4 protein-coding genes are annotated in these 6,741 nt (G+C 61.4%); 3 read left to right on the top strand and 1 reads right to left on the bottom strand.

The genetic code is table 11. The features are described from left to right. Positions 1-2,108: efflux RND transporter permease subunit (locus JNL55_RS22525; RefSeq protein WP_293859261.1), on the top strand; the 2,108-nt coding region annotated here is incomplete at its 5' end. 59 nt (positions 2,109-2,167) lie between these two features. Continuing rightward, on the top strand, positions 2,168-3,586 hold the full coding sequence (locus tag JNL55_RS22520) for an efflux transporter outer membrane subunit (protein WP_293859258.1): 1,419 nt from the start codon (positions 2,168-2,170) through the stop codon (positions 3,584-3,586). Here JNL55_RS22520 and JNL55_RS22515 read toward each other — a convergent pair. Next, positions 3,570-5,315, bottom strand: coding sequence for a putative bifunctional diguanylate cyclase/phosphodiesterase (locus tag JNL55_RS22515; protein WP_293859255.1), 1,746 nt, complete (start codon positions 5,313-5,315; stop codon positions 3,570-3,572). The genes JNL55_RS22520 and JNL55_RS22515 overlap by 17 nt on opposite strands. A 334-nt stretch (positions 5,316-5,649) precedes the next feature. On the opposite strand from JNL55_RS22515, the gene JNL55_RS22510 reads away from it, so the two are divergent. Beyond that, positions 5,650-6,741 (top strand): PKD domain-containing protein (locus tag JNL55_RS22510; protein ID WP_293859252.1); only part of this gene is annotated, 1,092 nt, incomplete at its 3' end.

Genomic DNA, 6,741 nt, shown 5'->3' with positions numbered 1-6,741 from the left:
TGCTGTTCTTGCAGAACTGGCGTGCCACGGTGATCCCGATGCTGGCGGTGCCGGTGTCGCTGGTGGGCACGTTCGCGGCCATGTACATGTTCGGTTTCTCCATCAACATGCTGACGCTATTCGGCATGGTGCTGGCTATCGGTATCGTGGTTGACGACGCCATCGTGGTGCTCGAAAACGTCGAGCGCATCATGACCACGGAAAATCTGCCGGCGCCGCAGGCCACGGCCAAAGCCATGGAGGAAGTGACGCGGCCGGTGATCGCCATCGTGCTGGTGCTGACGGCGGTGTTCCTGCCGGTGGCCTTCCTGGGTGGCTTGGTCGGCGAGATGTATCGACAGTTCGCAGTCACTATTTCCGTATCGGTGGTGATCTCGGGCTTCGTCGCGCTGACGTTGACGCCGGCACTGTGCGCGTTGCTGTTGAAGCACGACCACGCGGTCACCAATAGTTTCCTCAAGGGCTTCAACCGCTGGTTCGAGCGGATGACACAGCGCTACGAAAACGGTGTGCGCTTCGTGATGAAGCGCGGCGCGCTGGCGGCTGGCGTGTTCGTCGTGATGTTGGTGGCGGTCGTCGGATTGTTCCGCGCGCTGCCGACTTCGCTGGCGCCTTCGGAAGATCAGGGCTACGTGTTCGTGATCGGTTTCCTGCAGGACGCGGCGTCATTGGATCGCACGGTCAAGTCCATTCAGACCGTGGCCGAGGAAGTGAGCCATCATCCGGCGGTGGCCAATGCGGTTGCCGTGTCGGGCATGGATCCGCTCACCCAAGCGATGAAGACCAACAGCGGCATCATCTGGTTGCCGATGAAGCCTTGGGACGAGCGTAAGAGCGACGATCTGTCGCCGTCGGCGCTGGTCGGTGCCGTGTTCGGTGCCGGCTCGAAGATCAAAGACGGCTTCTTCTTCGCCGTCGAGCCGCCGCCCATCGAAGGTTTGTCCATGACCGGCGGTTTCGAGGCCTACATTCAATCGCGCGGTAGCGGCTCGATCAAAGATCTCGAAGCGGTGACGGCGAAAGTTGTGGCTGCGGCCAATCAGCGCCCTGAGCTGGCGGGCACCCAAACTACGTTTAGCGCCAGCGTGCCGCAGATGCGCATCGATCTGGATCGCGAAAAGGCCATGACCTTGGGCGTGGAAGTGAGCCAAGTGTTCGAAACGTTACAAAGTACTTTCGGTGCGTTGTACGTGAACGACTTCAATCGCAACGGCCGGGTATATCAGGTGCAGTTGCAATCGGAGCCGCGCTTCCGTGCGTATCCCGAAGACATTCGTAACGTGTACGTGCGTTCCAAGAAAGGCGACCTGGTGCCGCTGACGGCGTTGGCCAGCATTCGTGAAGTCACCGGTGCAGAAATCGTCGAGCGCTTCAACGCGTTCACTGCGGCCAAGGTCATGGGTGCAGCGGCGCCGGGCTTCAGCTCGGGCGATGCGCTGAAGGCCATCGAAGAGGTGGCCGAACAAACCTTGCCGCAGGGCTACGCGCTTGCGTTCACCGGTACGGCTTATCAAGAGAAGGCCAGCGGCGGCGCTTCGCAGGGTGTGTATCTGCTCGGCGTGTTGATGGTGTTCCTGATCCTCGCGGCTCAGTTCGAGCGTTGGACGTTGCCGCTGGCGGTGATTCTGGCTGTGCCGTTCGCAGCGTTCGGTGCGTTAGTGGCGGTGTTCTCGCGCGGCCAGGCTAACGACATTTACTTCCAGATCGGCATGCTGACGCTGATCGGCTTGGCGGCCAAGAATGCCATCTTGATCGTCGAGTTCGCGCTGATGAAGTATCACGAAGGCATGAAGCTGGCGGATGCCGCCATCGAAGGCGCCAAGCTGCGGTTCCGGCCCATCATCATGACGTCGCTGGCGTTGATCTTCGGTGTGTTGCCGTTGGCCATCAGCACCGGTGCCGGCGCCAACAGCCGTCATTCGCTGGGGACCAGCGTGATCGGTGGCATGTTGGCGGCCACCTTCATTGCGACGCTGTTCGTGCCGCTGTTCTTCAAGTGGATTGCCGGCGCCCGGGGCGGCGAGGCGTATGACGACGAGCATGGCAAGGGCACGTCGCACCACGGCGGTGTCGAGCCCAAGCCGGCCGCGCCCCGCGAGTCTCATTGATGAGTGACCAGCGAATGAATCAGCAAGTAATAAAAACTTCGGCTAGGGTCAGCCTCGCGGTGACTCTGGCTCTGATGCTCGGCGGTTGCTTCGTATCCAAAGTGGATCCGCAGAAGCCGGAGCTGCCGTTGCCGGATGCACTACCGACGCTCGCGGCGGAGACGTCTCCGCTGCCCAATCCGTGGTGGTCGTTGTTTGGCGATGCCAAGCTCGATGAGCTGATGCTCGAGGCGCTGAAGCACAACCCCGACGCGCTAGTCGCGGCGGCGCGCGTGCAGGAAGCGCGTTCGTATCTGCGCATCTCCAATGCGGACCGGCTGCCGACCCTGAATCTCGAAGGCAACGCCACTCGCTCCAAACAAAGCGACTTGTCGCTGGCCCAGCAGGGCCTGGAGAACGTGCCTGGCGTCAACACGCATCAGACGCTGTACACGGTGCAAGGCACGGTGGCGTATGAGTTGGACCTGTGGGGCAAGTATCTGCGCGCCTCCGAGTCGGCGCGTGCGCAGTTGCTGAACTCCGAGTACGGCCGCGAAGCGACCAAGCTCAGTTTGACCGGCGAAGTGGCGCGCACTTACTTCTCGTTGATCGCCGCCGCTGAGCAGTTGGCGCGAGGCCGTGACACGTTGAACTCGCGTGAAGAAGCGGTGGGGCTGGAAAAGCTGCGCTTCGATTCGGGCGAGAGCGACGAGTTCACGTTCAAGCGGGCCGAAGCCGAGGCCGCCGCGACGCGCGTCTCGACCCGGCAACTGGAGTTGCAGGTGGTTCAGTTCACCAATGCGCTCGGCGCATTGTTGGGCCGTTCGCCGAAAGCGTTGGTCGATGAAGCTATCAGTGTGCAAGGCGTGAGCTTGCCGGCGCCGGTGCAATTGCCTTCGGCGTTGCCGTCGGCGGTATTGGCGCAGCGTCCGGACATCGGTGCGGCCGAAGCGGCGCTCAATGCATCAGCAGCGGATATCGGTGTCGCGCGTGCGCAGCTGTTCCCAAGTATCAGCATCACTGGTGCATTGGGTTCGGCGAGTCCCGAGCTGGACGATTTGTTCACTGGTCCGGCCAAAGTGTGGTCGGCGACCGGCGGCATTTTGCAACCCATCTTCCAAGGCGGCCGGTTGCGAGCCAACGTCTCTCGTGCTGAAGCGGTGAGAGAACAGCGCAAGGCCGAGTACGCACGAGCTGTTCAACAAGCGTTCCGCGAAGTGCTGGATAACTTGCAGGGTCAATCGCTGATCGCCGGAGTGCGTGAAGCGAACGATCAGCAGGTGGCGGCACTGGCTCGCGCTACCGAGTTGGCGGAGTTGCGTTACGGGCAGGGCGACATCGCGTATCTGGAACTGCTCGACGTGCGTCGTGGCTTGTATCAGGCGCAGATCGATCTGGTCGCCGCGCAACGCGATGCTCTGCTCAACACCGTCGACCTGGCGTTGGCCGTGGGCGGTGGTTTAGGAGATCAGGCGGAGCCGCTTACCGCGCGCCGCTAAAAGAAGGCAGCAGCGTCGGTGCCGGCGAACTCGATTTCGCCGTCTTGGTGCCGACGCAGTTCCAGGAGGAGTGACGCAACCACTCCTCCAGCTCCCTGGCCGGTAATGGCCGACTCATGAAATAACCCTGCGCCTGATCGCAACCGAACTGGCGCAGCGTGCGCAGATCGTTTTCGTCCTCGACGCCTTCGGCCACCACCTGCAATCCCAAGCTGTGGCCCAGATCGATGGTGGAGCGCACGATGGTGGCGGTGGTCGGATCGCTCATTTGGTTGATGAACGAGCGGTCGATCTTGAGCTCATCCACCGGCAGGCGCGCGATGTAACTCAGCGATGAGTAGCCGGTGCCATAGTCGTCGATGGACAAGCGCACGCCCAAGGCGCTCAGCTGTTCCAGCACTCGTTGCGAGTGAGCTGCATCTTCCATGAAGCCGCTTTCGGTGATTTCCAGACACAGCAGCGACGCGGGCGTGTCGCAACGATCCAGCAAGCGAGCGATGAACTCGGGGAGCTCGCGGTTGAGCAGATCGCGCGCCGAAATATTTACCGCGACTCGCAGCGGAATGCCGGCGGTACGCCATTGGCCGCATTGGCGCACGGCCTGCTCCAGCACCCAGCGCGTCAACACTTTGATGTAGCCGGTGTGCTCGGCAAACGGAATGAAGTCCCCAGGTGGGATGAAGCCGCGACGCGGATGATCCCAACGCAACAGCGCTTCGACACCTTCCACCGTCGACGTTGCCAGGCTGATCTTCGGCTGATAGTACACACGCAACTGATTGCCTTCGACGGCCTGGCGAATCTCGCTGAGCAGCGACAGATGCTTCTGCTGATGAGTGTCGTAGCTCACGTCGTAGACGGCATGACCACTCTTGTTACGTTTGGCGACGTACATGGAGATATCCGCGTTCCGCAGCAGCGTGCCGATGTTCTCGCCATGTTCCGGAAAGTGCGCGATGCCGATACTGCTGCCCACGTCGAGCAACTGATCTTCGTAGTCGATGGGCTGTTCCAGTGCGTGCTGAATCTTCAGCGCCACCCGAGTCACATAGCGCTCGTCCACATTCTCCAGCAGGATGGCGAATTCATCGCCGCCGAGTCGCGCGATCGTGTCTGCCTGACGCAGCAAGTCGCTCAACCGCTGTGCGACCTCGCGTAACACGTGGTCGCCGACGCCGTGGCCGAGCGAGTCGTTGACGTACTTGAAGCGGTCCAGGTCCATCATCAACACGCTGAGCGTGCGGCCGGTGCGTTTGGCATTGACGATGGCATGTTCGAGCCGGTCATGAAACAACACACGATTGGCCAGATCGGTGAGCGTGTCGCGGTAGGCGAGATGCAAAATCTCCTGCTCGCGCTCCGCAATACATTCGCGCATGTGGTTCAGACTGTTGGCGAGCGCGCCGATCTCATCCGAGCGCGGCAGGCTGACTGGTTTGGAATAATCGCCGTCTTGCATGCGTGCGGCGGCTTCGGTCAGTTGAGTGATGGGGCGCGTGATATCCATGGCGATCACGATGGCGCCGCCCATGGACAGCAGCATGCTGATCGCGCCGAGTGCCGCCAAGGTCTGTTCCAGTCGATCGAACGCAGCCACTGCGACCGGTGACGATGTGAGTTCGCGCAATTCCGAGTTGGCTGAAGTCACCGTCACGAAGGCGACCACCTGGACCAGCGCCAGCAAGGCCACGACGAAGACGATGATGCGTGTGCGTAGTCTGCGAATCATGACGGGCCAGACTACGCAGGCCGCAGCGCCCGCAAATGTTAAGCCCTTCACACCCGGGATTCGTCCGTAGGCGCAGCGGGCGGGCGTCTGTGATGGGTATCGCAAACATTACCAGCGACGGCATGCTTCGTTGCAGAAAATACAATAGAAACATTCAGAAGCCCGAGATTTTCCGCGCTTCGCGACGGCACGCCAGCTGCATAGCTTGCTCAGGCCGTTTCTGACGGACCTGAGGAACCTTTCCGAAAGCTGGAAGCGTTGTTTGCATCGCGCGCCCAGTACAGCGCGACAACATCGAGGGGAAAATCGAATGCGCGTCATGTCGCGAGAGCCGGTGAGTTCTCGTTCAGAATCGATTCGGCGCTGTCGCCAACTGGCGATAGGCGTAACGTTTGCTTTGTCCCTCGCTGCCTGCGGCGGTGGTGGAGGCGGCGGTGGCGGCGGGCAGCAGCAACAAGCGGCCAATGTCGCGCCGACCGTGCAAGCGGGTACCGATCAAAGTATCGAATTGCCAAAGAACAATGCGCAGCTGACCGGGTCGGCCACCGACGATTCAACCACATCGACGCTGACATACACCTGGAGCGCGACCAGCGGTCCAAGCGGTGTGACCTTCGGTACGGCGAATGCGGCTTCGACCACTGTGACGTTTCCGGCCGCGGGTTCTTATGTGCTGACGCTGTCAGTGAGCGACGGCAGTCTCACCGGCACCGACACGGTGAGCGTGACGGTCGCGGCAGCAACGTATCCTGCAGGCGATACCACTAACGACACCGCCGATCATGGTTGGACTCGAGTGGCCGCAGCTGACGTTGGGATGAGTCAGACGCTGCTCGACCAAGCGAGCACCTACGCGACCACGTCCGGCACGGTGAACACGGCCGACACCGCCGGCATGATCGTGCGTCGGGGTCGACTGGTGCATTCGTGGGGCGACATCGACAAGCGCTACGACATGAAGTCGACCACCAAATCCATCGGCGGTATCGCGCTCGGCGTCGCTATCGATAACGGCAGTCTCGCGCTCAGCGATGTCGCGCAGACCAGATACTCGGGGATCGGCGCCAAGCCGGCATCGAACATTACCACTGGCTGGCTCGATGACATCACCGTGCAGCAGCTGGCCACGCACACTGCCGGTTTCATCAAGACTGGCGGCTGGTATGTGTCGCAGGTCGATCAGGTCAGCCCGACCTTGCAGTATCAGCCAGGCACCACTTGGTTTTATTCCGACGGCGGCTTGAACTGGCTGGCGGAACTGCTCACTACGGTGTTCAACCAAGACCTGACGACGGTGCTCAGCACCGAAGTGTGGACCACGCTGGGCTTGAACAGCAGTTTCGGCGGCTCCGGTAACGGCGGCGGCACCACCTCCGACGTGCATTGGCGCGACAACCAATTCCGCGACCAGACCGGACAGGCAATT

This window comes from Steroidobacter sp. (assembly GCF_016790065.1).
GTDB lineage: Bacteria > Pseudomonadota > Gammaproteobacteria > Steroidobacterales > Steroidobacteraceae > Steroidobacter.
The sequence above is the reverse complement of the archived record's forward strand: the minus strand, read 5'-3'. Positions and strand labels throughout refer to the sequence as shown.

Coding starts and splice junctions, on each gene's coding strand:
- JNL55_RS22515 (WP_293859255.1), bottom strand. CDS start 5,315: ATGATTCGCAGACTACGCACACGCATCATCGTCTTCGTCGTGGCCTTG.